Genomic DNA, 26,901 nt, shown 5'->3' with positions numbered 1-26,901 from the left:
GCCCGGCGACGCCCAGATCTGGGAATGCTGCGGAGCCGACCGCTCCCGCGGGTCGGGTCCGGACGACCATGGTGGTAGCGCGTTGCCCATCGTTCGTCCGACACTACTAGCGGGTTGTGTATTGCGGGTGTTAAGAGCACGTCACGGCTTTCTCCGGAAGAGCCGCCGAGGCCGCCTGCGCGATTCACACCTGGGCTTTCGTACCATTGATGACATGTCCTCCACACCCACCACCGAGCAGGTGAACGCGGCTCTGGCCACCGTCAAGGACCCAGAGATCCACCGTCCCATCACCGAGCTCGACATGGTCAAGAACGTCGAGATCAACGACGACGGTACGGTCGCGGTCGGCATCTACCTCACGGTGGCCGGCTGCCCCATGCGGGGCCGTATCGAGAAGGACGTCGCCGCCGCGGTCAGCAAGGTGCCCGGTGTCACCGGCGTGAAGGTCACGCTCGACGTCATGAGCGACGAACAGCGCAAGGCGTTGCAGACGAAGCTGCGCGGCGGACAGGCCGAGAAGGAGATCCCGTTCGCCAAGCCGAACTCGCTCACCAAGGTGTTCGCCATCGCCTCCGGCAAGGGCGGTGTCGGCAAGTCCTCGGTCACGGTGAACCTGGCCGCCGCCCTGGCCGCCCAGGGACACAAGGTGGGTGTCGTGGACGCCGACATCTACGGCCACTCCGTGCCCCGGATGCTGGGCGCCGACGACCGTCCCACCAAGGTCGAGGACATGATCCTGCCGCCGACCGCACACGGCGTCAAGGTCATCTCGGTCGGCATGTTCACCCAGGGCAACCAGCCGGTCGTGTGGCGCGGGCCGATGCTGCACCGGGCGCTGCAGCAGTTCCTCGCCGACGTCTTCTGGGGCGACCTGGACGTCCTGCTGATGGATCTGCCCCCGGGCACCGGCGACGTCGCCATCTCCGTCGCCCAACTGCTGCCGGGCGCCGAGATCCTGGTGGTGACCACCCCGCAGCAGGCCGCGGCCGAGGTCGCCGAGCGCGCCGGGGCGATCTCCGCGCAGACCCACCAGCGGGTCGCGGGCGTGATCGAGAACATGTCCTACTACCAGGCTCCCGGCAGCGACGAGCGGGTCTACCTGTTCGGCGAGGGCGGCGGCCAGGCCGTCTGCGACGGACTCACCAAGGCCCTGGGCACCAGGGTTCCGCTGCTGGGGCAGGTGCCGCTGGAGGTGGCGCTGCGCGAGGGCGGCGACCGGGGGATGCCGCTGGTACTCGACGCTCCCGACAGCGAGGCGGGCAAGGTGCTGCGCTCCATTGCCGAGGAGCTCGTCGGCAAGCCGCGCGGCCTGGCCGGGATGATGCTGGGCCTCAGCCCGACCAGCCGCTGATCCGAACCCGCCGCTGGTCGGCGCCGGGGGCCTTTTCGCCCCCGCAGCGCCTCCCCGGTGGGACCACCTCGGGGTCAGTCGTTCGACGATCCCAGGACCATGACCGTGGTGTGCTCCTCGCCGTTCCGTTCGTAGCGGATCTCGACCCGGTCGCCCGGAGCCTTGGTGTGGATCAGGGTGACGAGCTGGTTGCCGTCGCGCACCGGAGTGCCGTCGAACTCCACGATGACGTCGCCGGGGCGCAGTCCCGCCTGGTCGGCGGGGCCGCCCCGCACGATGGTGTCGCCGCCGTTCTCCCGCTCCTCCAGGATCAGCGCGCCCTGTTCCCGGTACTGCAGGTCTATGACCGCGCCGATGACGGCGTGCGGGGCCTCACCGGTCTCGATGAGCTGCTCCACCACACGCGACGCCTGGTTGGACGGGATCGCGAACCCCAGACCGATGCTTCCGGTCTGCTCCCCGCTGAGACTGCCCATGGTGGCGATCGCCGAGTTCACCCCGATCACCATGCCCTGCTCGTTGACGAGCGGTCCGCCCGAGTTGCCGGGGTTGATGGCCGCGTCGGTCTGGATCGCGCTGATGTAGGCCTCCTGGCCGCTCTCGCCGACGGTGACGGGACGGTTGAGGGCGCTGACGATACCGGAGGTGACGGTGCCCTCCAGGCCGAGCGGCGCGCCGATCGCGATGACGGTGTCCCCGACGGTCACCTCGTCGGAGTCGCCGAACTCCAGCGGCTCCACGTCCAGGGGGTCGGCCAGTCGCAGGACCGCCAGGTCGGAGGAGGCCGCCGCGCCCACCACCTCGGCCTTGCTGACGTGGCCGTCGCTGTAGACGACCTCGATGCCGGTCCGCTCCACCGCGTCGACGACGTGGTTGTTGGTGACCACGTAGTCGCCCTCGATGACAAAACCGGAACCGTTCCCGCCGGTCTGCGGGCTGGCGCTGCGGATGGACACCACGCTGGGGCTGACCCGCTGCGCGACCCCCGCGATGGTGTCGGGGGCGCGACTGGGCACGTCGCTGGGGACCTCGTTGTTCAGCGCGTTGGAGCCCTGCGGCTCCGGGGGCTCGTTGCCGACCAGGGAGGCGCTGACCGCACCGCCCACACCGGCCGATGCCATGGCCACGACCGCGACGACGAGCAGCATCGCCCACACCGGGACACCGCGGCGCTTCCGCGCGGGCGCCGCTGCGTGTCCGCCGCCGGGTGCGCCCGCGGGCCACTGCCCAGGGGGGCCCGCGGGGCCGTGCGGGGGCTGGTGCATGCCCGTGCCGCCCGACGGTGCGGGAGCGCCCGGCCACGTCGGGACAGGAGGAGGCGGGGGCGGCTGCTGGCCGCCCGCCCAGGTCTGGGAGGAGGGCGGCGGAGCGGACTGCGGCTGCCCCGGTCCGGTCGGCGTCCACCCGGGGACGGACCACGGCGGTCGGGCGGGATGCCCCTGGGACGGCGGCACGGGCCGCCCCTGCGGGGATCCCCACGGTTCCTGGGGTACTCCGCCCTGCTGTGCCGGGGCGACGGCTCCCTCAGGCGCTGCGGACGGGCCGATGGTCGGTCCGGAGTGGACCGCCGGGTCCGTCACCGGGCTTTCCGCCTCTCCCCCGAAGTCACGGCGTCCGGTTTCGTCGGTCATGTGCTCTCCGTCTATCGCTGCCCGATCCATCCTGGCGCACACAACATAAACGTCGGTTAACAGGGTTCGCGTCCGCCCGAAACCCGTGTCTGTCCGCACCATTCTGGTGGGACGCGCACTACTCCAGCCAGGTTCCCATCCGGTCCAGGCCCCTGCCCACCCGCGCCCAGAAGCCGGTGCCGTCGGGCGGGGGCAGTGTGCGCAACGCGCCGGACACGATGCCTTCGGGGGCGTCGGCGAGCACGGTGTGGACGAACCCGTCCGCCTCCCACATCCGCTGGTGCTGGCCGCCCTCGTCGGCGACGTGGACGAGCGCGCCGTCCTCCTCCACCGCGCGCAGTCCCGAGACCGCGCCCGCGCCCAGGCTCCCGCGCTGGGTGAACACCGAGATCACGCAGATCCCGTCGGAGTAGGTCAGATGCGTCACCCGGTTGCTCCCGCTCCCGGTGGAGCGTGCCTCGACCAGCGTGAACCCCCAGGGAAGCTGCTCGGGCAGCGCCCACCCGTCGGAACGCAGCAGGTCCAGTTCCCGCTCGTCGAGTTCGTCACCCCAGGGACGGCTCACCACCGTGGTGTCGGACTGTGCCGTGTCGTCCGCCGCGGCGACCGCGTCGGCTCCGAACCGGATCGACTCGAAGACACCGGCCTGGGCCAGCTCCCCGTCGGTGTCGTACACCTCGCGGCGCAGCAGCAGACCGGTCGCCTCGTCGACCCAGAACCGGGCCGCGAGCTGCCCGTTGTCGCGCCGTGCGGTCACGCGCAGCGCGGAACGCTCACCGACCTTCTCGGCGCCGTCGGCGTCGACCCAGAAGTTGCTCTCCAGAACCGCGAGGACGGCGCCGTCGGGGTCGCCCCAGGCCCCCGAACCGACCAGGACGTCCGTTCCCCCACCGGTCTCCCGGACCGGTCTGACCAGCGTGCCCACCTCGGGCCGGTGCAGGACGTGCAGCAGGGTCGTCTCGGTGCGGCCCGCGCTGTCGCGCCAGGACAGCGAACGCACCCCCGCGTAGTGGAGTCCGTCGTCGAGCTCCACCGCACGGCGCAGGATCGCCATACCGTCGCCGCCGCGCCGCTCGGCGGGCGGGACGGCCCGGGAGTCCGCGGCCACGGTGACGGCGATCAGGCACAGCAGCACGCACAGCACGGCCGCCGACACCGTCGCGTGCCCCCGACGGTGTGCGGACCCGTTGTGCTCCCCGCTCACCGGGTGCGGGAGTCGCCCGGCCGCTCCGAGCCGCTGGTGTCCGACTCCGCGGTCCGGATCGTCCCGTTCTCCGTGGACCGCGTCGTGACCATCGGAACCGTGACGGGATCGCCCAGCAGCGCCTGACCGGACACGGCCGCGTGCTCGATCGCGTAGTCGACCAGCGCCGGAGAGACCACGGGCTGGTCGGCGGGGGCGGGGTCGCCTCCCGCGACGAAGGCCGTCCCGAGGGTGGCCGCCACGACCGAGACCCCCGCCACCGCGTAGCGGGCCCTTCCCCAGCCGGACCGGAAGCGGGTGAACCCGCGCACGGGATGGTCACGCCGCTCGACGGCGGTGGCGCCCCCGAGCGGACGGCCGGCGCCCAGCGGAGGGGTCGCCGCGAACGGCTCGGCGCCGCCGTGCGGCGGTTCACCCGAGGATGCGTCGTCGGGAAGGGAGAGCAGTCGGCCGAGGAAGTCCGAGGCGGGTTCCGGAGCGTTCAGGGAGCACAGCCGCTGCTTGAGGCTGCGCAGCATCTCGGCTTCGAACCGGCAGGTCTCGCACCCGGCCAGGTGGCTCAGCACGCGGTCCCGGTCGCTGTGTCCCAGTTCGCCGTCGACGAAGGCGGACAGCCGCTCCTCCAGGTGGCTCATGCTTCCTTGACCTCCCCGACTCGTTCGGCGGTCAGACGGCGGTGCTCCAACGCGGCGCGCAGTTGGGCCCTGCCGCGGTGGATGCGGCTGCGCACCGTGCCCAGCTTCACCCCCAGAGTGGCCGCGATCTCCTCGTAGGAGAGCCCTTCGATGTCGCACAGCACGACGGCGGCGCGGAACTCGGGAGGCAGGGCGTCGAGGGCCGCCTGCACGTCGGCGTCGAAGTGACGGTCGTCGTAGGCCTGCGCCGGGGAGGGTTCACGGCCTTCGATACGGTCGTCGGCGCTCTCGGCCAGGCCCTCGAAGCGGATGCGGGCACGGCGGCGCGCCATGTCGAGGAACAGGTTGGTGGTGATGCGGTGCAACCAGCCCTCGAAGGTGCCGGGCGTGTAGTTGGCCAGTGACCGGAACACCCGGATGAAGACCTCCTGGGTGAGGTCCTCGGCGTCGTGCTGGTTGCCGGTCAGGCGGTAGGCGAGACGGTAGACCCGTGCCGAGTGAGTGCGCACGACCTCGTCCCAACTGGGTGGTTCCCAGTGCCCGAAGTCAACGGCAGAGTCAGGACCTGCCACTGGCGCTCCCTTCGTTCGGCGCTCGGTCCACGCGGCGGGGCAAGCGGGGGGGCGTGACCCTGTCTGTTTCTCTAACACCGCGGAGGGCGATTAAGTTCCACATCCCGCGCACCGGCAGCCGTTGGGGCTAGTCTGTGCCAGGAAGCGCGGACTCGGTGTAACAGTCACGATACCCACCGCCACGAGACCGTCTGTCCGCGTGGACCAGGTTCGTATCCGGCGCAGCGGGGGAGGCCGTCATCGCCCACCCAGACGACACCTTGGCCTACATCGAGCGGTACGCGGTGGAGGACGACGCCCTGGCGGCCGCCCGGGAGCAGGGGCGGCACTGGGACGTCCGTCCGGTGAGTCCCACCACGGGGGCGGCGCTGCGCTTCCTGGCCACGGTGATCGGCGCCCGCGCGGTCGTGGAGATCGGTACCGGGTGCGGCAGTTCGGGCCTCTGGCTGCTGCGCGGCATGCGCCCCGACTCGGTGCTGACCACCGTGGACGTCGATCCCGCGAGTCAGCAGTTCGCGCGCGGCGCCTACCGGCGGGCCGGGTTCGCGGCCAATCGGACGCGGCTCATCCACGGCCGCGCCCTGGAGGTGCTGCCCCGGCTGCGCGACGCCGCCTACGACATGGTCTTCCTGGACTCCGACCGGGCCGAGTACCCGGCGTACCTGGCCGAGGCGCTGCGCGTGCTGCGCCCCGGCGGGATCGTGGTCTACCACGGCGCTCTGGACACCGACGGAGTGCGGGACGGGCCGTTGGAGGCCGCCGCCGACCCCGCGGGCGCCGCGGTCCGCGAACTGGGCCGCCTAGTCCACGAGGACGAGACCCTGGTTCCGCTGCTGCTTCCGGTCGGCGCGGGCCTGCTCGCGGCGGTCAGCACCGCCTGACCGCCGGGCCCGTGCGGGAGCGTCGACTACCGCTCGGTCAGCCAGCGCAGCAGCAGGCGGGTGGTGAACGCGGTGCCTCCCTTGCTGAGCACGCCCTCCTCGCTCATCGAACGCCCCGGTCCGGCGATGTCGAGGTGCGCCCAGGGGACGGAGCCGACGAACTCGCGCAGGAACAGCGCGGCCTCGGTGGCCCCGGGATGGCCGTAGTCGGACTTGACGCCGACGTTGGCCAGGTCGGCGACCGGCGAGTCGAGCGTGTCGCGGTACTCCTCCTGCAGCGGCAGCCGCCACAGCGCCTCACCCGACCGTTCGCCCGCGTCGACGAGCGCGGCGGCCAGGTCGTCGTCGGTGGCGAACAGCGCGCCGATCCCGGTGCCCAGCGCCACCTTGGCCGCACCGGTGAGCGTGGCCACGTCCACCAGGACGTCCGGCGCCAGTTCCGCCACGGCGTAGCCCATCGCGTCGGCGAGCACCAGGCGTCCCTCGGCGTCGGTGTTGAGCACCTCGACAGTGCGGCCGCTGTAGGTGGTCAGCACGTCGCCGGGCCGGACGGCGCTGCCGGAGAAGGCGTTCTCGGCGAGCGCCATCAGCCCGGTGACCCTGGTCCGCACCCCGAGGTCGCGCAGCGCCGCGAGGACGGCCAGCACGATTCCGGCGCCGCTCATGTCGGTCTTCATGAGCTTCATGTTGTCGTTGGGCTTCAACGACAGGCCACCGGTGTCGAAGGTGATGCCCTTGCCGACCAGGACCACGTGCCCCGCGGGGTTCTCCGGCGTGTAGGACAGCTCGACCAGTCGCGGCGGACGGACCGCTCCCTGTCCGACGGCCAGGATCGCGCCGAACCCGTCGCGTTTCAGGGCGGTCTCGTCCCAGACCCGCACCGACAGGCCCGCCTCGCCGCCGATCTCCTCGGCCCGGGCCGCGAGCCAGGCGGGGTCCTTCTCCGCCGAGGGGGTGTTGATCAGGTCCCGGGCCGTGGCGGTGGCCCGTGCCAGGACCGTGCCGTGCCGGACCGGGTCGGCCGCCTCCTCTGCCGCCGACCCGAGCAGGTCGAGCCGGGGAGCGGGTACGGCGCTCCTGGGCGTCTCGGCCAGGGTGAACGTGTAGGAGGCGAGGAGCGCCCCCTCCACGAACGCGGTCAGCGCGGCCGGACCGTGCTCCGGTGCGGCGACGTTGACCGCCGCCCGGGAACTCCCCCTGACCGAGCGGGCGAACGCCGCGCCCGCCCTGCGCATCTCCGCGGGGGTGGCGTCGCCGATCCCCAGGAAGGTCAACCGGACCGGTCCCCGGCCGAGATCCACCGGGAACTCGACGGTCTGCCCCGGTTTTCCGCTGAAGTCGTAGGTGTCGAGAAGCCGCGCCACCGAAGCGGGAAACCGGGCGTCGAGATCGGTCGGACTCAGTCCCACCCCGTCCATGACCGGCTGCGGCCCGTCCGCTCCGGTTCGGACGACGAGCGCGACACGGTCAGCCGTGGATTCGGCGAGAACACCTTCGACCGGGTGGATCTCCGTAGCGACAGGCACGGACGCTCACATTCTTCCTTGGTCATCGCGTGCCCGGGGCGAACGCTCTCACTGACTCCTGAGGTGGGGACGAGGTCGAGGTCAGGTCCGAACGCCCGGTGGCACGCTGGGACAATGGTGGGACGGGCCGTTAACCGACGACTTCGTTGAGTGCGTTGGCGAGTTCACCGGCCTCGGCCGGGGTCAGCTCGACCACCAGACGCCCACCGCCCTCCAGCGGAACCCGCATGATGATGCCGCGACCCTCCTTGGTGACCTCCATCGGTCCATCTCCGGTCCTCGGCTTCATCGCCGCCATGCCGTATCCCCTTTCCTAGACGATGGTCGCGCGTGTGAGTCGGTCCATCGGCGTCCCGGATCGCCGCGACGAGTCCGGAGTGCGGAGCGGGCCGAATCCGCGTGACTCAGTGAACGAATCACTGATCTGTCATTATCTCGGTTCCGGGCCCGGGTTGGAAACGACCGGGAGCCTCCGAACCCCACGAAACTCGAAGATCGCAGGACGGTTACAGTTGTAGCCCCGCCGCCCCAGGACTTCTCCACCCCCGTCTGGTCCCCGTGTCCATCAGGCGGGACAGTTCCGTACGCGGACCGCACTTCGCATATTCCGGGCCTACCTGAACAGGGAGCGTTCATGTCCGATAAAGAAAACGTCCGTTACGAGGTCGCCAACGGGGTCGCCACCATCACCCTGGACCGGCCGAAATCGCTGAACTCGCTGACCACGGCGGCCAAGGAGGAACTGCTGGAGGCCCTGGAGCGGGCACGCGCCGACGCCGGGGCGCGCGCGGTGCTGCTCACCGGAGCGGGGAGGGCGTTCTGCGCCGGACAGGACCTCGACGAGCACGGGCAGGCGCTCAGCGACAACGAGGGGCTCAAGGACACCGTGCGCAAGCACTACAACCCCATCGTGCTGACGATGACCCGGATGCCCAAGCCGATCGTCGCCGCGGTCAACGGGGTGGCGGCGGGCGCGGGCGCGGCGCTGGCGTTCGCCTGCGACCTGCGGGTGGCCTCCACCAAGGCGTCCTTCCTGATGGCCTTCGCCAACGTGGGCCTGGGCGCGGACTCGGGCGCGTCGTGGACGCTGCCGCGGCTGGTCGGGCAGGCGCGGGCCATGGAGATGCTGCTGCTGGCCGAGCCGGTCAAGGCGGACCGGGCCCTGGAGATCGGCCTGGTCAACCGGGTGGTGGAGCCCGAGGAACTGGAAGGCGCCGCACGGGAGCTCGCCGAGCGGCTGGCCTCGGGGCCGACCGTGGCCTACTCCGCGATCAAGGCGGAGGTGGCGTTCGGCGCGACGCTGGACCTGCCCAGCGCGCTGGACATCGAGGCCAGGCTCCAGGACCAGTGCGCCGAGACCGCCGACCACCTGAACGCCACCCTGGCGTTCCTGGAGAAGCAGCGGCCGACCTTCCAGGGACGCTGACTCCGCGCCACTCCTGACGACCGGGGCCCGCACGGCCGACCGCCTTCCCGCCGGGACCGACGGGTCAGCCGAGATTGCTGATGGCCGCGATCACGAGCACGAAGACCAGCAGCCCCGCGACGACGACCGCGCCGATGACGCCGATCACGACCCCGGTGCTGGTGCCGTTGGCGGGCTGCTGCCCGTACGGCGGCCGCCCCGGGTACTGCGGCTGCGGCGGCACGGGCTGCCCCGGATGCGGTCCGGTGGGCGGCGTCCAGTGCGGCCGGGCGGGCGGCTGGTAGGGCTGGCCCGGTCCGGAGGGGACCGGCGGGTTCGGGTACGGGGCGCCCGGATACCCGGGGCGCTGCGGACCGGTGGGGTACGGGTACGGCAGACGCTGCTGGCCGCCGGTCGGATACGGAGGCCCGGGAGGCGCCACCGGAGGCGGCTGGACGGGAGGCGGGACGGCCCCCGGTCCCGGCGGCGACGGGTTCACCGGCGGGTAGGAGCGGTAGATCTCGGCTGCCGCGCTCTCCTGGGCTCCGGTGTCCGCCGCGGCGATCGCGCCCGCGACAAGGGTCTGGTGGGCGACGGGCACGGCCGTGTCGGTGGTGGGCTCGTCGGGCGGCGGCGCGTTCTCGACCCCGAGCACCAGCATCAGCGCCTCGGCCGCGGTGGGCCGCCGGCTCGCGTCCTTGTCCAGGCAGCGCTCGGCGATCTCCCGCAGCGGGCCGTTCAGTTCCCCCAGGTCCGGATCGTCGTTGACGACCCGGTTGACCACGGCCTTCAGCGAGTCGTGCCCGAACGGCCCCCTGCCGTTGGCGGCGTAGACGATGGTGGCGCCCCACGCGAACAGGTCCACGGCCGGTCCCAGCGGACCGCCGGTGATCTGCTCGGGGGCCATGTAGGCGGGGGTTCCGGCGATCCTGCTGGTCAGGATCGCGGTGCCCTCCAGTGCCCGCGCGATGCCGAAGTCGATCACCCGGGGACCGCCGGGCGCCATGAGCACGTTGCCGGGCTTGAAGTCGCGGTGCACGATCCCGGCCTGGTGGATGGCGGCCAGGGCGGTGAGGGTGCCCACCGCGAGCCGTTCCAGGACGGCCCCGTCCAGCGCCCCCTGTTGCCGGACCACCGCCTGCAGCGACTGACCCTCCACGTACTCGCTGACGACGTAGGGAGGATCGGACTCCAGGTCGGCGGCCAGCACCTGCGCGGTGCAGAAGCGCGCGACCCGACGGGCCATCTCGACCTCTTCGGCGAGTTGGGCGCGCAGCCCGGGCAGATCGAGCGCGTCGCCGTGCAGTGTCTTGACGGCCACCTGCGCGCCGTCGGGGCCGGTGCCGAGGTACACGACTCCCTGGCCGCCCTGCCCGAGCCGTCCGAGCAGGGTGTACTCACCGATTCGCGTGGGGTCGGCGTCGATCAAGGGGGCCGGATCGGCCATCGGTCCTCCCGGTCGTGTGGGCCCGCCGCCGTGTACCTGGGTGGGCGGCGGGCATGGGACGAACCTACTTGAGAGTACCGGTGGAGGTCATCACGGTTCCCTCGCGGGAGGTCCCCACCCACTCGGCCTCGAGCGTTCCCGGAACCTGCTGGGCCAGGGTCAGGGTGCTCTCGTCGATGCAGCGGTTCTCGGGATCGTAGGTCTCCGCGTACTCGAACACGAGGAAGTCGTCGGTCCTCTCGGTGAGGACGATGCTGCCCCGGCAGTCGAGGGGAAGCAGGTCGGCGCTGCCCCGGTCGGTTCCCTCGTCGAGCTTGAGCCGCACGACCCAGTCGGTGACCAGTTCCCCGGCCTCGTCGTACTGGGCCATCTCGCCGCTCCAACTCCCCGCGTAGCTGTGGGGGATGCCGTCGGTGACCAAGGGCTGCTCCTCGTCGGGCCACAGCGCCCAGGTCACGCCGCCGACCACGGCGGCCAGCGCCAGCGCGGCGGCGCCGAGGACGAACGGGAGCCTGACGCGCCTGCCGCTGTGCCGACTGGACCGCGGCGGAGGCCACAGCGACATCTCCCGGATCGGAGACGCCGCCGTGGAGCGGCTACGTTCCGAACTGGGGGGCGCGGTCACCGCTGTTCCCCGGCGAGAGGCTCGGAGTGAGGACTCTGGCGCGAATCGATCATCGCTCTCCTCCAACGATGCGAACGTGCGTGGAGAGGCCGTTCGCGATACAGCGAATCAGGATAAGCCACGCGAACCGCGCCCACATAGACAAACACAGTGACGAAAGTCACACAAAGGCGGTTCTGTTGGGTTCTGTCACCCTTCCGGGAGAAAGCCGTCCCTCTCCGCCGGGAGGGAGCAGGTCACCGCAGGAGAGAGGAGACCCCCGAAGGGTCGCCCGCCGCGGCGGACACACCCCTGCGATGGCAGTGGGCCAGGTGGTCGTCCACCATCCCCACCGCCTCCATCATCGCGTAGACGGTGGTCGGGCCGACGAACCGGAAACCGCGCCTCTTGAGCTCCCCGGCCAGAGCCGTGCTCTCGGGAGTGGCCGCGGGCAGGTCGGCGACGGTCACCGGAGCGGGAGGCGGACTCGAAGGCGCATGGCGCCACACGAACTCCGCCAGTCCCCCGTCGAGGTCGAGGGCGGCGCGGGCGTTGCCGACCACGGCCTCGATCTTGGCGCGGCTGCGGATGATGCGGGCGTCGGCGAGCAGCCGCTCGACGTCCCTGTCGGTGAAGGCGGCCACGGCCGCGATGTCGAAACCGTGGAAGACCTCGCGCAGGGCGGGACGCCTGCGCAGCACGGTCAGCCACGACAGCCCCGCCTGGAACGCCTCCAGGCTCACGCGTTCGAACAGCCCCCGGTCGTCGCGGACCACCCCGCCCCACTCCAGGTCGTGGTAGCGCAGCAGCTCCTCGGTGCCGAGCGCCCACGGACAGCGGCGCAGACCGTCGGGACCGGGCACCGCCGCCCCCTCGGGGAGGTCCGCCCCGCCAGCCGGGCGGGGCGGACCGCTCGTACTCACCGTCGGCCGCCTCCGACCTCGTCGCGCTGTTCGGTGTAGCCGGTGTCGCGCTCCGCTCCCCCGGCCTCCCAGGCCGGATCGGCGTCGGCGTCATCGGTGTCGGGAACCCGCCGCGCCTCGCTCCCGGTGGACGCCTCCCGGGGCGGACGCGGGTACCACACAGGCGGCTGGTCCGCGGAGGAGGCGCGGTCGCCGAGCCTCGCCTCCAACTGGGCGATCCGCGCATCGCGTTCCTCGATGCCGGCGGTCACCCGGTCCAGCACCTCGTCCACGGCGCGCACGTGGTATCCCCACAGCGCCAGAGGAAGCCGGATCCGCGCCACGTCACGTCCGGTCACGGGCCGGTCCGTGGGCAGGTCGAGGGGAGGGTGATCGGCCTCGAACCGTGCCAACTGCCCACCGTGCCCCATGACCAGCACCGCCACGGTGACGAGCACCGCGAAGGCGGCCAGTGCCGCCAGGATCAGGATGGCTATCACACCCTCGATCGTGCCACATCCGCACTCCCGATGGGATCGCGGCGCGGACCACCGGGCCGGCCGCGCGGCTCAGGTCCGCTCGGCCTCGTGCAGGGCCTCCTCCAGTCCGGCCACGGCTTCCTCCTCCTCGATCGCCTGCTCCAGTTGCGCGTGCGCCCCGCGGATGATCTCGACGGCCTCGTCGGGGTCGTCGGTGAGGTGGAGCAGGTCGGGGTCGTGCGGCGAGATCAGCCCCTCGGTGAGCAGCCGCTCGTGGATCCAGTCCACCAGCCCGGCCCAGAACTCCGTCCCCATCAGGATCACCGGGAACCGGGTGACCTTGCCGGTCTGCACCAGGGTGATCGCCTCGAACAGTTCGTCGAGCGTGCCGAAGCCGCCCGGCAGCACCACGAACGCCTGGGAGTACTTCACGAACATCGTCTTGCGGACGAAGAAGTACCGGAAGGTGACGCCCATGTTGATGTGGTCGTTCAGCGCCTGCTCGAACGGAAGCTCGATGCCCAGACCGATCGACGTGCCGCCGGCCTCGCTGGCGCCCTTGTTGGCGGCCTCCATCAGCCCCGGTCCACCGCCGGTGATGACGGTGTAACCGGCCTGCGCGATCCTCTCGCCGATCGTCTCGCCCAGTTCGTAGTAGGGGTTTCCGGGCTTGATCCGGGCCGAACCGAACACGCACACGGCCCGTCCCACCTCGGAGAGCATGCCGAAACCCTCGACGAACTCCGACTGGATGCGCAGTACCCGCCAGGGGTCGGTGTGCACCCAGTCCGAGGGACCGCGGCGGTCCAGCAGCCGCTGGTCGGTGGTGCCCTTGGGGACGGCCTTGCCCCGGTAGGTGAGGGGACCCGCCTGTCGCTCTTCAGATCGAGAATCCGTCATGTCGCAACGTTACCCACTTCGGGTTCTCACCCACCGAAGTTCAGGTCACGCTACGGTGTCCGGAAGTGGTCCGAACCGCCGCAGGTCAGGCCGCGCCGGTCAGCCAGGCGACCATTCGGCGCTCCGCCGTCACGATCTCCTCCAGCGACACGGACTCGTCCCTGGTGTGCGCCAGTGTGGGCTCGCCCGGACCGTAGTTGACCGCGGGAATCCCCAGTTCGGCCATGCGGGCGACGTCGGTCCAGCCGAGCTTGGCGCGGGCCCGGCCCCCGCCGACCGTCGCCACGAACGCGGCCGCCGCCGGATGGTCCAGGCCGGGGCGGGCGGGGGCGGCGACGTCGGTGACCCGCACGTCGAACCCCTCGAACAGCTCCCTCAGGTGCGCCTCGGCGGATGCCGGCGTGTGGTCGGGGGCGAACCGGTAGTTGACGGTGACCACGCACGTGTCGGGGATGACGTTGCCCGCCACTCCCCCGGTGACGCCGACCGCGTTCAACCCCTCGTGGAACCGCAGCCCGTCGACCTCGGGCCGCCTCGGGGTGTAGGCGCGCAGCACGTCCAGGATCCGCCCGGCCTCGTGGATGGCGTTGTGTCCCATCCACGACCGGGCGCTGTGCGCGCGGACGCCGCGTGCGGTCACCTCCACGCGCATGGTCCCCTGGCAGCCGCCCTCGATCTGGCCGCCGGTGGGTTCCATCAGCACCGCGAAGTCCCCGCGCAGCCAGTCGGGATGACGGGCGGCGAGACGGCGCAGCCCGTTGCGTTCGGCCTCGACCTCCTCGCAGTCGTAGAAGACGAAGGTGAGGTCGTGGACCGGCTCGGTGACGGTCGCGGCCAGCTTGAGCTGCACCGCGACACCGCTCTTCATGTCGGACGTCCCGCAGCCGTAGAGCCTGCCGTCCGCCACGTGGGAGGGGACGTTGTCGGCGGTCGGGACGGTGTCGATGTGTCCGGCGATCACCACGCGCCGCCCCCGGCCCAGGTCGGTGCGGGCCACGACGGCGTCGCCGTCACGCAGCACGGTCAGGTGCGCCAACCCCCGCAACGCCTGTTCGATGGCGTCGGCGAGGGGCTTCTCCTCCCCGCTGACCGACTCGATGTCGACGAGGTGGGCGGTGAGGTCGCGGACGTCCGCGGTGAGGTCCAGCATGGCTGCGCTTCCGGTCTGGTCGGATCTGGGCGGCACGGGGGCGCCGGTCCCGGGCCGCCGTGGGGCGCGGGGACCGGCGCAAGGAACGGGTCAGGCGTTGACGCCGTGCTCGCGGAGCAGGTCGTTGAGCGCGAGCTTGTCGTGCTCCTGGCCCTCCTCCAGGCGCTTGAGCACGAGCAGGCACGGCATGCCGAAGTCGCCGCCGGGGAAGCTCTTCACCCGGTTGGCGGTGACGCACACCGACCACGCGGGGGCCTCGCCGCGCCTGAGCTCCTCACCGGTCTCGGCGTCGAACACGCGTGTCGAGGCGGTGAGGATGGTGCCCGCGCCGAGCTTGGCGCCGCGGCGCACCCGCGCCCCCTCGACGACCATGCTGCGCGAGCCCAGGAACGCGTCGTCCTCGATGACGACCGGGGACGCCTGCGGGGGCTCCAGGACACCGCCGACGCCGACGCCGCCGGACAGGTGCACGTTCTCGCCGACCTGGGCGCAGGAGCCGACCGTGGCCCAGGTGTCGACCATGGTGCCCGACCCGACGTAGGCGCCGATGTTGGTGAAGGACGGCATCAGCACCACACCGGGCGCGAGGTAGGCGCCCCACCGGGCGATCGCGCCGGGCACCACGCGCACCCCGTCGAGGCGGGTCTTCAGCGGGATGCGGTCGTGGTGGCGGAAGCCGCCGACCGTGGACTCCTCCATGCCCAGCACACGGAAGCTCAGCAGGATCGCGCGCTTGGCGCGCTGGTCCACGACAACCTCGTCGGTGGCGGCGTCCACGAAGGCGACGCGGGCCTTGCCGGTGTCGATCTGGTCGACCGCGCCCACGATGACGTCACGGGCGTCGGTGCTGTCGGGTGTGAGTTCTGCGCGGCGCTCCCAGAGCTCGTCGATGCTCTCGGGCAGCGGACTGGTGTACGAGGTGGTCATGGCTGAGGAGCCTACTGGGTTCCGCCCTGACCGGGAAAAACCGGTTGCCACCGGGGCCCGCGCGCCGTGGCGTCGGTCACACCGTTCCGCGGCGGCGCGGCGGACCGGCCGTGGCGCCGAAACCGAGAACTCCTGCGCCGCACCGTGCATCAAAGCGTGTGTCTGCCACAACCGGCCGTCAACGCCCTTATGTCGCGCTATGGGAGTTTCGTCGTTCCATAGCGTGATTTCCTACTGAATCTATATGGTCTGCTCGTGCCCAGAAAGCGTCGAAGGATTTCCGCATTCGTCAAGATCCTGGTCGTCCTGACCCTGGCCTGTGGCCTGCTGGTCGCGGCCGGGATCTACGTCATGCGCTCGATCAAGCCTCTTGACCTGTCACCGCCTCCCCCGGAGGACGGCTGCCGGCTCGCCACCGAGGAGGACACCGACACGTTGGAGGTGGAACAGGCCGCCAACGCCGCGACGGTCGCCGGCGTGGCCTTCTCCCGCGACCTCCCCGCGCACGCCGTTGTCGTCTCCTACGCCACGGTGTGGCAGGAGTCGAAGTTCTACAACATCGAGTACGGGGACCGCGACTCGCTGGGCCTGTTCCAGCAGCGTCCCTCCATGGAGTGGGGCAGCCCCGAGGAGATCATCGACCCCGTCTACGCCAGCAGCAGGTTCTACGAGGAACTGGTGACGGTCGAGGGATACCTGGACCTCCCGGTCTACGAGGCGGCCCAGGCCGTGCAGCGCAGCGCCGACGGATTCGCCTACGACCAGCACGAGGCGCGCTCCCGGAGCATGGCGCAGGCCTTCACCGGAGCCGCGGGAGCGGCTGTGACCTGCTGGTTCCCCGAAGAGGAGGCGGGCACCACCGACGTGGCCGCGGCCGTCGGGGAACTGCGGCGCGTCTTCGGCGTCGGCCCCGAGGAACTGGGCACGGCCCAACGCCAGACCGGCGACCTCGGCTGGGCGATGGCCCAGTGGGCGGTCGCCCACGCCTCCTCCTACGGCCTCACCTCGGTGACCTACCTGGACCGGCGCTGGACCGCCGAGTCCGGTGAGGAGGGCTGGCAGACCACGCAGACGGTGTCGGAGGAACTGGTCCTGCGCTGAGCGGAGCCCGGGGGGCCTGTGCCCGAGGCCGGGGCGGGGCGAGGCCGCCTGGAACTCCCCGCGACAGGGGCTTTTGTGCCCCTGTCCGGTCACAGCTCCGTGAGGCGCTTGGCCGCGGCGGCCACCCGCTCGTCGGTCGCGGTGAAGGCCACCCGGACGTGTCGCGCTCCCGCGGGGCCGTAGAACTCCCCGGGGGCCACCAGGATGCCCCGTTCGGCCAGCAGCCGCACCGATCCCCACCCGTCGTGGTCGGGATGCGCGGCCCACAGGTACAGACCGGCCTCCGAGTGGGTGATGCGCCAGCCCGCGCCCTCCAGCGCGTCGCGCAGCAGGGTGCGGCGGGCCGCGTAGCGCTCCTTCTGCTCGGCGGCGTGCACGTCGTCGTCGAGGGCAGCGCACATGGCCGCCTGCACCGGAGCGGGCACGATCATCCCGGCGTGCTTGCGCACCGCGAGCAGCCGCCGGACCAGCCCGGCGTCGCCCGCCACGAAACCCGCCCGGTATCCGGCGAGGTTGGAGCGCTTGGACAGCGAGTGGACGGCGAGCAGTCCCTCGTGCGAGCCACCGCACACGTCGGGGTGCAGGATCGACAGCGGCCGCGTGCCCTCCCACCCCAGGTCCAGGTAGCACTCGTCGGAGGCGACGACGACCCCGCGCTCCCGCGCCCAGGTCACCACCTTGCGCAGGTGCTCGGTTCCGAGAACCCGCCCGGTGGGGTTGGCCGGGGAGTTGATCCACAGCAGGCCGGGGCGCACGGGTCCCAACTGGGCCAGTCCGTCGGCCGCGACCGGGGTGGCTCCCGCCAGGCGCGCGCCGACGTCGTAGGTGGGGTAGGCCAGTTCCGGGAAGACGACGGTGTCGCCCCGCCCGAGCCCGAGCAGGGTGGGCAGCCAGGCCACCAGCTCCTTGGAGCCGATGGTCGGCAGCGTGGCGTCGGGGTCCACCCGTACCCCGTGGCGGCGCTCCAGCCAGCCGCTGATGGACTCGCGCAACCGCCGGGTGCCGTACGTCTGCGGATAGCCCGGCGAGTCGGAGGCCGCGGCCAGCGCCGCACGCAGACTTTCGGGGACCGGGTCGACCGGGGTGCCCACGGACAGGTCCACGATGCCGTCCGGGTGCTGTGCCGCGGTCTCCTTGCAGGGAGTCAGCCGGTCCCACGGGAAGGTCGGCAGCCGGTCGGCCACCGGACGCCGCTCGGCCATTGTCGCCACGTCCCCTCGTCGTGTTGCTCCCCGTACCGTCCCGGTCGAGAGGAGCGGGCTTGTCGTTCACCGGCGTGCTCGCCCCGTTCAGGGCATGACACGGCGACACCACCGCGGGACGGTCCGGGCCGGAGGCTCCGGGGCGGGCGGCGGCGTGGTCGGTCCTCGGCCGCCGCGTGCGCGGCGGCCGGATCCGCCCTACTCCTCCGACTGGGGCGGAAGAGCCGCGACGATCGGGTGGTCCTTGTTGACCTTGCCGAGCTTGGACGCGCCGCCGGGCGAACCGAGGTCGTCGAAGAACTCGACGTTGGCCTTGTGGAAGTCCGACCACTCACCGGGCAGGTCGTCCTCGTAGTAGATGGCCTCCACAGGGCACACCGGCTCGCAGGCGCCGCAGTCGACGCACTCGTCGGGGTGGATGTAGAGCATGCGCTCGCCCTCGTAGATGCAGTCGACGGGGCACTCTTCAATGCACGCCTTGTCGAGCACATCGACACACGGCTGCGCGATGACGTAGGTCACGTCGTACTCCTCCTCGGTCTCGCCACGTGGACCGCGTATGTGGCTGCTGCGTCGCGGTACTTCTGACCGACCACCACCGAAGTGGGCAACCGGGGTCCGGTGCGTCTCCGGGACGGGCCTGCGCGGAAGAACCGGCAACGCCCCGAAACGGGTCTAACGGCCAGAGGACACGGGTACCGCTCTCCCTAGTATTGCGGTGCAAGCGGCGCGGACCACAATCGGGGGTGGCGACATTGGGATACGTCGCGAGGTTGACGCACTCCGTGACCCCGGACGACACCGGACAGCGCGTCACCGTGCGTTTCCGGCTGCCGGACGGACGATTCCGGGATATCGTCGGTGTACTGGAGTCATGGCACGACGACGTGCTGGTGCTGCGCCGCCGCGACGGTTCCGTCGCACACGTCGACGCGGGCGACGTGGTCGCCAGCCGGGTCGTGCCACGACAGCCGCCCCGGCGCCGCGGCACACCGGATTCCGAGTGACCAGGAGAGGCTGACCGAAGGCGGAACGAGGCAGGAGGTGGGAAACCACGCCATGCAGGAGACCGTGGCCGTCGCTCTCGCCAACCTCGCACGCACCGATCCCGCCGCGGCCCGCACCGCCGAGAGCGCGCTGGACACCCTCATCGCCGGACGGCGTCTGGAGTCGCTGACCCAACGCGCGGTCCAGGAGTTCTGCTGGCACGTGCTTCCGGTGCGGTTCGCCTCGGAGCCCAGCGAGTGGCAGTTCGTCACCGACTCGCTCGGCTCCCTGTTCCGCCTGCTCGACCTGCAGCGCTATGCCGACATCTGCACCTCGGAGCGTACCCGCGAGGTCCTGCGGGCCTACGCGGTCTCGCACGACAACGGGATGGCGGCCTACGAACGCAGCATGCGCTCCTCCGGGGTCACCCCGCCCGACCTTCCCGAGCTCACCTGGGGCACGGCTCTGGGCAGCGCCGAGATCGAGGCCTACCGCGAGACGTCCGCGGCCCTGGAGTTGGCGATCGCGGTGGGCGAGGTGCGTCCGGGAACCCGGGGCTGGCGGGCCGCCCAGGAGGAACGCGCCCGCAGCTTCCTCACCCAGCCCGACCCGCGCGGCCTCAGTCACCTGGACAAGATCCGCCAGGAGCGGGTGAACGAGTGGCTGTCCTCCCGTTCCCACCCGCACCGGGAGCACCTGATTCCGTTGCGCGGCCAGATCGCGGCGGGAGCGGAGGTGCCGCACGACGCGCCCAAGGCGCTCGCTCCGGTGCGGCGGCTGCTCGACTACGCCGCCGACGGCATCAACCTGACCCAGATCGGCTACATGTCGCCGAACGTGGTGCGCGCGCTGTGCGAGGAGTTCGGCTGGGCGACCACGCCGTCGCCGCCGCGCAGCGAGACCGACGTCATGCAGCTCATCGCCCTCCACAAGCTGCTGCGCACCATGCGGGCGGTGCGCCGGTCGGGCCGCCGCCTGGTGCTGACCCGGCACGGGCGGCAGTTACGCGACGACATCGACGAACTGTGGCGGGCGGTCGCCGAGAGCGTGCTGATGACCGACGGTTTCGAGCAGGCCGCCACCGAGACCCTGCTGGGGCTGCTCCTGCTGCGTTCCCCGCGCTCGGTGGTCACCCCGCGCCGGGACGAGGACGTCGACATCGCCGAGGAGGCCTGCAAGCTGCTGATCCGGGCCGGGTGGGAGGACGACGTCACGGGAGGCCGTCCGCGCACCGACCAGGTGCGGTCGGTGCTGATCACCGTGGTCTGGCTGCTGGAGATCCTGGGCTGCGTGGCCGGCCCGGACCTGCTCGGCGAGGGTCGGGCCAAACGGTTGACCAAGGTGGGGCGGGCCTTCGCGCTGACCGCGATCCACCTGTCCGCGACGGCGCCGTCGGCGTCCATCTGAGTCCCGGGAGTCCGCTCCCGGGCCGAGGCGGCCCCGGATCTCTCCCCTGGCGCGGGGTGCTCCCCGGGACCGTCTAGCCTGGCAGTGGTTCCTTTCCCAGTCGGTTCGACTCGTTCGATCCGCTTCGCGACCAGCGGGAGCAGCATGTCCACGTCCGATCCGGCCCCGCAGCGGGCGGCCGGGGAGCCGACGGCCGCCGCCGAGACCGAACCCGCCGCCAGCAGGCTGGACCTCGCGCCCAGTCCGGTGTTCCTCCTGCTGGTGGGGGTGACCGCGCTGGCCGGATGGCTGTCGTGGACCCGCGCCGAGGAGACCACGCTCGGCTGGGACAGCGCCTACGCGCCGTTCCTGTTCATCCTGGGCGGCTGGATCATCTGCCTGACCCTGCAGCAGTACGTGCGTTCGCTGCTGGCCTACCGGTTCGGCGACCGCGCGCTGCGCGGCACCGGCTACCTGCGGCTCAACCCGTTCGCCTTCCGCGAACTCGGCGCCGGGCTGGTGCTGCCGGTCGCCTACATGCTGGTCGGCTCGTTCGGTCTGAACGGTCCCGCCGTGCACCTGGACCGTTCGGCGGTCTCCGGCCGGGGCCGCCGTGCCCTGGTGGCCCTGGGCGGTCTGCTGACCAACGCGGTGCTGGCCGCGGTGCTGGCGGCCGTGGTGATGCTGCTCGTCCCCGAGGGCTCCGTCACGAACAACTGGGCCATCGTGTCCCTGATGTTCCTGTGCTACCTCAACGTCAGCGCGGTGCTGCTCAACCTGCTCCCGGTACCCGGCACCGACACCTTCGACGCGGTCGCGGAGGGGCTGGACCGGTGGCGGCCCGGCCGCAACGCGGCGATCTTCGGCACGGTGGCGATCTTCGCCGTCGTGTGGTGCCCGCCGGTCAACGCCGTCTTCATGGACGGGGTGTTCGCCCTGTTCACCCTGGTCGACGTGAACGAGATCTACCTCAACTGGGGTCAGACGTTCGCCCGCCCCTGGTGACGGGTCTCGGGGCGTCGGGGGTGAGCACGGTCGCCAGGATCACCGCCCCCACTCCGCCGTAGAGAAGCAGGTAGTTGGGGGTGGCGGAGGTCACCATGACGTCGCCTCCGGCGACGTATCCGGTCAGGGCGGAGTTCGCCAGGACCCACCCGACCGCGAACGCCCCCGGTCCCCACCTGGCTCCGGTCCCCCAGCCGATCGCCCGCCCGCCGAGGAAGAGGACGGCCAGGAACAGCAGGATCGTGACCATACCGAGGACCTGGCCGACCGTTCCGGTCAGCCACAGCCACGACAGCCAGCCGGCGCACACGGACAGCACGATCCCGGCGACAAAGCCCAGCACCGTCAGGAACACGCCGTTCAGCACGGCCAGCGCGGTCCCCAGCCGGCGGTCCAGTACACCGGTGTCCGCCGCGGCGGCTGGCTCCGGCAGCGGGTCGGTCTGCTCTGACGAGGAAGTGGCCACGTCTGGCAGCCTAGCCGCTGGTGGACCGCTCCCGGCTCCGCCGGCCGTCCCGCCGAGCCGGGAGGACCGGGGGATCAGTCGAACAGGTCGGTCTCGTAGCCGTCGGGTCCCCGGCGGGGCGCGGGACCGCGCAGCAGGGTGAAGTACTCCACGGCGGAGATCTCCTGGGCGATGTCGTTGGACAGCGCGAACCGCTCCCCCGCCACGGTGATCTGGGTGGCGTGCGCGCGCATGGCCGTCGCCTTGGCCGCCCAGTGGTCGGAGGCGTCGATGCGGGTGGTCACCAGTTCGTCGGGGGTGCCCGGCGCGATGTCCTCGATCGACTCGGGCGCGGTGAAGGGACCGGGGTCGGCCTGCATGCGCGCGACCGACGCGGACAGCAGCGTCCGGGGATGGGCGACGGCGTACAACTTGCGGGTCTGCCAGGGGGTGCCCGGCAGGGTGCGTTCGGCGGCCCTGGCGAACGCGCGCACCGTCACGCGGTGCGCCTGGATGTGGTCGGGATGCCCGTAGCCGCCGTTGTCGTCGTAGGTGACGATGACGTCGGGGCGGACCTCGCGGATGACCATCGCGAGCTCGTGCGCCGCGGCCTCCACGTCGGCGCGCCAGAAGCACGCGGGGTCGTCGTTGCTGGGCGCGCCCATCATCCCCGAGTCGCGGTAGCGGCCCCTTCCACCGAGGAACCGCTGGTCGCGTACGCCCAGCGCGGCGCAGGCCCGGCGCAGCTCCGTGACGCGGTACTCGCCCAGCCCGCCCTCGCGGTCACCGGCCAGGTGCGCCAGCTCCGGCGGGATGATCTCGCCCTCCTCGCCGAGGGTGCAGGTCACCAGGGTCACGTGGACGCCCTCGGCCGCGTATCTGGCCATGGTCGCCCCGGTGACGATGGTCTCGTCGTCGGGATGGGCGTGCACCAGCAGCAGGCGGCGGTCTCTCATGTCGGCGACGATACCCTCACGGGCCGGGGCCGTCGGGAACGCGGCTCCCCGAAACGCCACGAGGGCGCGGGCGTCCCTGCGCCGCCTGCTCCGGCTGCCAGAATTCGGTGCATGAGCTTCCCACGACAATACGCCCGTACCCAGCGTTTCAGCATCGGCGTGCCCCGTTCGTTCCAGATCTCCCCCGACGGTCGGCGGGTGGCGTTCCTGCGGGGCAGGCACGGCACGGACACCGCGACCTGCCTGTGGGTGGCGGAGCCGGACGGCTCGGAGCGCCTGGTCGCCGACCCGCGCACGATCGGCGACACCGGCGAGGACCTGCCGCCGGAGGAGCGGGCCCGGCGGGAGCGGCTGCGCGAGGCGGGCGGCGGGATCGTCTCCTACAGCGTCGACCGGGCGTTCACCCGGGCCGTCTTCACCCTGTCCGGCAGGCTCTACGGCGTGGACCTGGACGGCGCGTCCGCCCCCCGGGAGCTGCCCGCGTCGCCCCCGGTCGTCGACCCGGTGCTCGACCCCACGGGCCGGTCGGTGGCCTACGTCAGCGGCGGCGCCGTCCACGTGCTGGACGTCGACGGCGGCGACCGGGTCGTGGCCGAACCGGACGGGGAGAACGTCACCTGGGGTCTGGCCGAGTTCGTCGCCGCCGAGGAGATGGGGCGCCACCGCGGCATGTGGTGGTCGCCGGACGGCGTCTTCCTGCTCGCGGCGCGGGTCGACGACACCCCGGTGCGGCGCTGGCACATCAGCGACCCCGGCAGTCCCGAGACCGCCGCCCAGACGGTCGCCTACCCGGCGGCGGGAACCGCCAACGCCGAGGTGCGGCTGGCGGTGCTGCGCGCGGACGGCTCGGGAGGGCCGGTGTGGGTGGAGTGGGACCGGACGGAACTGCCCTATCTGGTCACCGCGGGGTGGACGGACCAGCTCGACGGCGCTTCGACGGTGGTCCTCACCGCGCAGGACCGCGCCCAGCGCACGGTGCGGGCCTTCGCCGCCGACCCGCTCACCGGGCATCTCCGGGAGCTGTGGACGGAGACCTCCGAGGTCTGGGTGGAGATCATGCCGGGGGTTCCGGCCTTCGACTCCTCCGGTACGGCGCTGCGTTTCGGCGTGGACGCCGACGGCGAGCGGGTGCTGTACCGGGGCGACCAGGTGGTGAGCGCTCCGGGCCAGTACGTCCGGGCGCTGCTGGACGTGGACGGCTCGCGGGTGCTGTACTCGGCGTCGCCGCCGGACCGGCCCCAGGACGTGCGGCTGTGGTTGTACGACGGCCAGGAGGGCACGCGCGCCGAGGTGCTCTTCCCCGGCGTCGACGACCCCTCGGGGGTGCACTCGGGCCGGCTGGTCGGCGGCACCCTGGTCGTGCAGCGCCGCGACCTGTCCGCTCCGGGCGTGCGCACCGCGATCGTCCGGGGGGCCGGCTCCGAGCGGTCGGTCGTCGCGGTCGAGAGCCTGGCCGAACGCCCGGACCTGCCGGGGGTGAACGTGCGGCTGCGGCGGCTGGGCGAGCGGCGCATTCCCGCCGCTCTGGTGCTGCCGTCCTGGCACACCCCCGACTCCGAGCCGCTTCCGGTGCTGCTGGACCCCTACGGCGGGCCGCACGCCCAGCGGGTGCTCGGCGCGCAGGGCGCCTACCTGACCTCGCAGTGGTTCGCCGAGCAGGGGTTCGCGGTGCTGATCGCCGACGGGCGCGGCACCCCCGGCATCGGCCTGGCCTGGGAGCAGGCCATCCACCGCGACATGGCGGGGACCGTGCTGGACGACCAGGTGGCGGCGCTGGAGACCGCGCCGGACGCGTTCGGGGTGCGCCTGGACCTGACGAGGGTGGGAATCCGCGGCTGGTCCTACGGCGGGTACCTGGCGGCGCTGGCGGTGCTGCGCCGGCCGGACGTGTTCCACGCGGCGGTGGCGGGTGCGCCGGTCACCGACTGGCGGCTGTACGACACCCACTACACCGAGCGCTACCTGGGGCACCCGAACACCGATCCGGAGCGCTACGACCGGGAGTCGCTGCTGGTCGACGCGCCCGGGCTGCGGCGTCCGCTGATGCTGATCCACGGTCTGGCCGACGACAACGTGGTGTTCGCGCACACGCAGCGGCTGTCCTCGGCGCTGCTGGCGGCGGGACGGCCGCACACGGTGCTGCCGCTGTCGGGAGCCACGCACATGGCCAGCGATCCGACGGTCTCGGAGAACCTGCTGCTGTTGCAGGTGGAGTTTCTCCGCGACGCGCTGCGGCTGGGCTGAGGTCCACCGCCGAACCGCCGCCGACGGGGTCTGTCCGCGGACTCGGTCCCGTCGGCGGCAAGGTTAACGGCGCAGACCAGCATGCTTTCAACTACGGAGGGTAAGTAATCGACTACCAATTGTCCGATGGGCGGGTCGGTGTCCCCCCATGCGGAGGATCGCTGCCCGGGAAGCGAACCGACCGGTTCGTCGGCACCGCCCGCGCCACGGACTCCGCACCCCAGAAAGGAACGGTTCGTGAAACAACCCTCCACCCACAGAACCCTCCGCACCCTCCTCACCGCGGGCATGGTGGCCACCGCACTGACCGCCTCGGCCACGCCCGCCTCCGCCGACCGGCACGACGCACTCAAGCGGGACCTCGGCCTGACCGACTCCGAGGTCGCACGGCTGCGCACGGCCGAGACCGAGGCGATGGACCGCGAAGCGGAACTGCGCGACACTCTCGGCTCCGACTTCGGCGGCGTCCACCTCGACGCGGCCAGCGGGGAACTCACCATCGCGGTGACCGACCCCGAAGCCGTGCCCACCGTCGAGCGGGCCGGAGCCAACGCCGAGGTCGTCACCTTCGGCGAGTCCGCCCTCAACGGCTTCGTGGACTCCCTCAACTCGGTCGCCGACCAGGCGGACGAACAGGTCACCGGCTGGTACGCCGACATCGCCGACGACTCGGTGGTCATCACCGTGCGGGAGGGCGGCACCGCCGCGGCCGAGGCCCTGGTGGCCCGGGCCGGAGTCGACGAACGGGCGGTCCGCGTCACCAAGAGCGACGAGCGGCCGCAACTGTTCACCGACATCATCGGCGGCAACCCGTACTACTTCGACGGCTACCGCTGCTCCATCGGCTTCTCGGTCCGCCGCGGTTCGGAGTCCGGTTTCGCCACCGCCGGGCACTGCGGCGAAGAAGGCACCGAGACCAGCGATCCCGAGGGAACCGTCGCCGGGGCGTACTTCCCCGGACGCGACATGGGGTGGGTGCGCATCACCGACGCCGACACCGTCACCCCCCTCGTCAACCGCTACAACGGGGAGAACGTGACCGTCGCCGGATCGCGGGAGGCCGCCACCGGCTCCTCCGTCTGCCGCTCCGGCTCCACCACCGGGTGGCGCTGCGGCACCATCAGGTCCAAGAACCAGACCGTCCGCTACATCGAGGGCACGGTCACCGGTCTGACCCGCACCACCGCCTGCGCGGAGGGCGGCGACTCCGGCGGCCCCTGGCTCACCGGCTCCCAGGGCCAGGGCGTGACGTCGGGCGGCTCCGGCAACTGCACTCTGGGCGGCGTCACCTACTTCCAGCCGCTCAACCCGCTCCTGTCCCACTTCGACCTGGACCTGGTCACCGGTTGAGCACTCCGGCCGGGAGGCGCGACCGCGCTCCCGGACAGGGACCGGCGGCCCCGGACGCCACGGTGTCCCCGGGGCCGTTCCCGCGAGGCCGGGTGGTCCGACCAGCAGCCGAAACGGCCTGCCCCGCGCCCGGCCCCCGGCAGAACGGCGAACCATCCCTGATTAGGCTGGCCTCATGCGTTCTCTTCCGGCCGCTGTTGTCGACGCCGCCGTGGTCGTGCTGTTCGTGCTGATCGGACGGTCCAGTCACGGCGAGGCCAACGCACTGCTCGGCGTCCTCACCACCCTGTGGCCGTTCGCCGCGTCCCTCACGCTGGGCTGGCTGGTGACCCGGGCGTGGCAACTGCCCGCCGCACCGATCCGCACCGGCCTGGGGGTGTGGGCGATCACCGTCGCGGGGGGCATGGCGCTGCGCGCCCTGTCCGGCGGCGGAATCGCCGTGCCGTTCATCGTGGTCGCGTCGCTGTTCCTCGCCACCGGCCTCATCGGCTGGCGAGCCGTGGCCACCTGGCTGCTGTCGCGCCGCACCACCCCCGCCTCTCGGTGATCCCGACGCCGGCGGGCCCCTGACCACGGAACCGGCCCGCCGCCGTCGCGACCACGGGAGC

27 protein-coding genes are annotated in these 26,901 nt (G+C 72.0%); 10 read left to right on the top strand and 17 right to left on the bottom strand.

Features of this window, described 5'->3' with window-relative positions; translation table 11 throughout:
• The first annotated feature begins 214 nt into the window (after positions 1-214).
• Positions 215-1,354 (top strand): Mrp/NBP35 family ATP-binding protein, encoded by a 1,140-nt coding sequence (locus NI17_RS23410; RefSeq protein WP_068687523.1) that lies wholly within the window; start codon positions 215-217, stop codon positions 1,352-1,354.
• 74 nt (positions 1,355-1,428) lie between these two features.
• Here NI17_RS23410 and NI17_RS23405 read toward each other — a convergent pair whose 3' ends face one another.
• The 4 genes from NI17_RS23405 to sigE form a co-directional block, all read right to left on the bottom strand.
• Positions 1,429-2,502: a S1C family serine protease gene (locus NI17_RS23405; protein WP_234401545.1), complete on the bottom strand. Its 1,074-nt coding sequence runs from the start codon at positions 2,500-2,502 to the stop codon at positions 1,429-1,431.
• Between the two features lie 601 nt (positions 2,503-3,103).
• Positions 3,104-4,141 carry a sigma-E factor regulatory protein RseB domain-containing protein gene (locus NI17_RS23400; RefSeq protein WP_243597573.1) on the bottom strand — a complete coding sequence of 346 codons (1,038 nt, stop codon included), beginning with the start codon at positions 4,139-4,141 and terminating at the stop codon, positions 3,104-3,106.
• A 44-nt stretch (positions 4,142-4,185) separates the two neighbouring features.
• Entirely contained in the window at positions 4,186-4,824 is a 639-nt protein-coding gene (locus NI17_RS23395) for an anti-sigma factor family protein (RefSeq protein WP_068687520.1), read from the bottom strand.
• A complete protein-coding gene (gene sigE / locus NI17_RS23390) occupies positions 4,821-5,396 on the bottom strand; it encodes an RNA polymerase sigma factor SigE (protein ID WP_068687519.1) in 576 nt (191 codons plus the stop codon). The genes NI17_RS23395 and sigE overlap by 4 nt, the downstream gene beginning before the upstream one ends.
• A 260-nt stretch (positions 5,397-5,656) precedes the next feature.
• On the opposite strand from sigE, the gene NI17_RS23385 reads away from it, so the two are divergent.
• Complete coding sequence (locus NI17_RS23385; RefSeq protein WP_369974949.1) at positions 5,657-6,277, top strand: O-methyltransferase; 621 nt, start codon at positions 5,657-5,659, stop codon at positions 6,275-6,277.
• Positions 6,278-6,303: 26 nt separating this feature from the next.
• On the opposite strand, the gene NI17_RS23380 is transcribed toward NI17_RS23385, so the two are convergent.
• Both NI17_RS23380 and NI17_RS23375 read right to left on the bottom strand, forming a co-directional pair.
• Positions 6,304-7,803 (bottom strand): leucyl aminopeptidase, encoded by a 1,500-nt coding sequence (locus tag NI17_RS23380; RefSeq protein ID WP_119268000.1) that lies wholly within the window; start codon positions 7,801-7,803, stop codon positions 6,304-6,306.
• Between the two features lie 130 nt (positions 7,804-7,933).
• On the bottom strand, positions 7,934-8,101 hold the full coding sequence (locus tag NI17_RS23375; RefSeq protein WP_068687518.1) for a DUF3117 domain-containing protein: 168 nt from the start codon (positions 8,099-8,101) through the stop codon (positions 7,934-7,936).
• A gap of 336 nt (positions 8,102-8,437) precedes the next feature.
• On the opposite strand from NI17_RS23375, the gene NI17_RS23370 reads away from it, so the two are divergent.
• Positions 8,438-9,229, top strand: coding sequence for an enoyl-CoA hydratase-related protein (locus NI17_RS23370; protein WP_068687517.1), 792 nt, complete (start codon positions 8,438-8,440; stop codon positions 9,227-9,229).
• Positions 9,230-9,293: 64 nt separating this feature from the next.
• Here the strand turns inward: NI17_RS23370 and NI17_RS24505 are convergent, their stop codons facing one another.
• The 7 genes from NI17_RS24505 to NI17_RS23335 form a co-directional block, all read right to left on the bottom strand.
• On the bottom strand, positions 9,294-10,655 hold the full coding sequence (locus NI17_RS24505; RefSeq protein WP_068687516.1) for a serine/threonine-protein kinase: 1,362 nt from the start codon (positions 10,653-10,655) through the stop codon (positions 9,294-9,296).
• Positions 10,656-10,719: 64 nt separating this feature from the next.
• Positions 10,720-11,280: a hypothetical protein gene (locus tag NI17_RS23360; RefSeq protein ID WP_068687515.1), complete on the bottom strand. Its 561-nt coding sequence runs from the start codon at positions 11,278-11,280 to the stop codon at positions 10,720-10,722.
• 236 nt (positions 11,281-11,516) lie between these two features.
• On the bottom strand, positions 11,517-12,182 hold the full coding sequence (locus NI17_RS23355) for a DNA-3-methyladenine glycosylase I (RefSeq protein ID WP_068687514.1): 666 nt from the start codon (positions 12,180-12,182) through the stop codon (positions 11,517-11,519).
• Complete coding sequence (locus tag NI17_RS23350; protein WP_234401543.1) at positions 12,179-12,661, bottom strand: hypothetical protein; 483 nt, start codon at positions 12,659-12,661, stop codon at positions 12,179-12,181. The genes NI17_RS23355 and NI17_RS23350 overlap by 4 nt, the downstream gene beginning before the upstream one ends.
• Positions 12,662-12,730: 69 nt before the next feature.
• Complete coding sequence (locus NI17_RS23345; RefSeq protein WP_068687513.1) at positions 12,731-13,540, bottom strand: LOG family protein; 810 nt, start codon at positions 13,538-13,540, stop codon at positions 12,731-12,733.
• 85 nt (positions 13,541-13,625) lie between these two features.
• Positions 13,626-14,690: a succinyl-diaminopimelate desuccinylase gene (gene dapE, locus NI17_RS23340; RefSeq protein ID WP_068687512.1), complete on the bottom strand. Its 1,065-nt coding sequence runs from the start codon at positions 14,688-14,690 to the stop codon at positions 13,626-13,628.
• Positions 14,691-14,780: 90 nt separating this feature from the next.
• The gene (locus NI17_RS23335) at positions 14,781-15,617 is read right to left on the bottom strand and encodes a 2,3,4,5-tetrahydropyridine-2,6-dicarboxylate N-succinyltransferase (protein ID WP_068687511.1); all 837 of its coding nucleotides are present in this window, start codon (positions 15,615-15,617) and stop codon (positions 14,781-14,783) included.
• 255 nt (positions 15,618-15,872) lie between these two features.
• Here NI17_RS23335 and NI17_RS23330 point away from each other — a divergent pair, with 255 nt between their 5' ends.
• Entirely contained in the window at positions 15,873-16,718 is an 846-nt protein-coding gene (locus NI17_RS23330; protein ID WP_068687510.1) for a hypothetical protein, read from the top strand.
• An 89-nt stretch (positions 16,719-16,807) separates the two neighbouring features.
• Here the strand turns inward: NI17_RS23330 and dapC are convergent, their stop codons facing one another.
• Together dapC and fdxA are read right to left on the bottom strand one after the other, a co-directional pair.
• Positions 16,808-17,920: a succinyldiaminopimelate transaminase gene (gene dapC / locus NI17_RS23325; RefSeq protein WP_068687509.1), complete on the bottom strand. Its 1,113-nt coding sequence runs from the start codon at positions 17,918-17,920 to the stop codon at positions 16,808-16,810.
• Between the two features lie 198 nt (positions 17,921-18,118).
• Positions 18,119-18,442 (bottom strand): ferredoxin, encoded by a 324-nt coding sequence (fdxA, locus tag NI17_RS23320; protein ID WP_068687508.1) that lies wholly within the window; start codon positions 18,440-18,442, stop codon positions 18,119-18,121.
• 233 nt (positions 18,443-18,675) lie between these two features.
• Here fdxA and NI17_RS23315 point away from each other — a divergent pair, with 233 nt between their 5' ends.
• From NI17_RS23315 to NI17_RS23305, 3 genes are all read left to right on the top strand, one after another.
• Entirely contained in the window at positions 18,676-18,927 is a 252-nt protein-coding gene (locus tag NI17_RS23315; RefSeq protein WP_068687507.1) for a putative acetyltransferase, read from the top strand.
• A 52-nt stretch (positions 18,928-18,979) separates the two neighbouring features.
• Positions 18,980-20,314 (top strand): hypothetical protein, encoded by a 1,335-nt coding sequence (locus NI17_RS23310; protein ID WP_068687918.1) that lies wholly within the window; start codon positions 18,980-18,982, stop codon positions 20,312-20,314.
• Between the two features lie 144 nt (positions 20,315-20,458).
• Complete coding sequence (locus tag NI17_RS23305; RefSeq protein ID WP_234401542.1) at positions 20,459-21,298, top strand: site-2 protease family protein; 840 nt, start codon at positions 20,459-20,461, stop codon at positions 21,296-21,298.
• Here NI17_RS23305 and NI17_RS23300 read toward each other — a convergent pair.
• Together NI17_RS23300 and mshB are read right to left on the bottom strand one after the other, a co-directional pair.
• Positions 21,264-21,764: a hypothetical protein gene (locus NI17_RS23300; protein WP_234401541.1), complete on the bottom strand. Its 501-nt coding sequence runs from the start codon at positions 21,762-21,764 to the stop codon at positions 21,264-21,266. The genes NI17_RS23305 and NI17_RS23300 overlap by 35 nt on opposite strands.
• 74 nt (positions 21,765-21,838) lie before the next feature.
• Complete coding sequence (gene mshB, locus NI17_RS23295) at positions 21,839-22,699, bottom strand: N-acetyl-1-D-myo-inositol-2-amino-2-deoxy-alpha-D-glucopyranoside deacetylase (protein ID WP_068687915.1); 861 nt, start codon at positions 22,697-22,699, stop codon at positions 21,839-21,841.
• A gap of 111 nt (positions 22,700-22,810) precedes the next feature.
• Between mshB and NI17_RS23290 the strand changes: the two genes are divergently transcribed.
• The 3 genes from NI17_RS23290 (at position 22,811) to NI17_RS23280 (ending at position 26,840) form a co-directional block, all read left to right on the top strand.
• Positions 22,811-24,943: a S9 family peptidase gene (locus NI17_RS23290; protein ID WP_119267999.1), complete on the top strand. Its 2,133-nt coding sequence runs from the start codon at positions 22,811-22,813 to the stop codon at positions 24,941-24,943.
• A 237-nt stretch (positions 24,944-25,180) separates the two neighbouring features.
• Positions 25,181-26,293, top strand: a complete 1,113-nt coding sequence (locus NI17_RS23285; protein ID WP_234401538.1) for a S1 family peptidase — start codon at positions 25,181-25,183, stop codon at positions 26,291-26,293.
• A 175-nt stretch (positions 26,294-26,468) separates the two neighbouring features.
• Positions 26,469-26,840: a DUF3054 domain-containing protein gene (locus tag NI17_RS23280; protein ID WP_119267998.1), complete on the top strand. Its 372-nt coding sequence runs from the start codon at positions 26,469-26,471 to the stop codon at positions 26,838-26,840.
• The last annotated feature ends 61 nt before the right edge of the window (positions 26,841-26,901 follow it).

Origin of the sequence: Thermobifida halotolerans, assembly GCF_003574835.2 — a bacterium.
Taxonomy (GTDB): Bacteria; Actinomycetota; Actinomycetes; order Streptosporangiales; family Streptosporangiaceae; genus Thermobifida; species Thermobifida halotolerans.
This window is presented reverse-complemented; position numbering and strand designations above follow the sequence as displayed.